Annotated in this window: 1 protein-coding gene; it reads left to right on the top strand. The window is 57.1% G+C overall.

The window, feature by feature from the left end:
- On the top strand, nucleotides 1-518 hold a 518-nt coding region (locus tag IVA82_RS11870), incomplete at both ends, for a porin (protein WP_247388935.1).

Raw genomic sequence — 518 nt, forward strand, 5'->3', positions numbered from 1 at the left:
GGCCATCCTACCGACAAATGGGGCTGGGCGGTTCAAGGTGCGTTGTCCATCAAGAACATCCCGACTGGAGCTGGCGACAGCATCAACTTGCAGGCTGTCTACACGGACGGCGCGACTCGCTATAACTTCCAGAGCTTGTTCCCGCAGAGCTTCTTCATGTTCGGCGGTAGCAGCATCGCCTACCAGAGCACCGGTTTCGCCGGTCTTGCTGACGGTGTCTTCGGCGTTGGTACTGGCATCGATACCGTCAAGACCTGGGGCTTCCGGGGTGGTTATTCCCACAACTGGAATCCAAATTGGGTGTCCGGCATCTACGGTGCGTATGCTCAGTTGAAGTACGGCGATACGGGCAAGGCCCTGATTTGCGGCAACTTTGTCGCCGTTTTTGGCGCCGCCACTGCGACTTGTAACCCGGACTTCAACTTCGCGGTCATCGGTGTCAACACTGCGTGGACCCCGGTCAAGAACCTGACCTTCACGGCAGACTTGAGCTATTCGCATCTGGACCAGAAGTATTC

Origin of the sequence: Bradyrhizobium sp. 142 (assembly GCF_023074015.1) — a bacterium.
Taxonomy (GTDB): Bacteria; Pseudomonadota; Alphaproteobacteria; order Rhizobiales; family Xanthobacteraceae; genus Bradyrhizobium.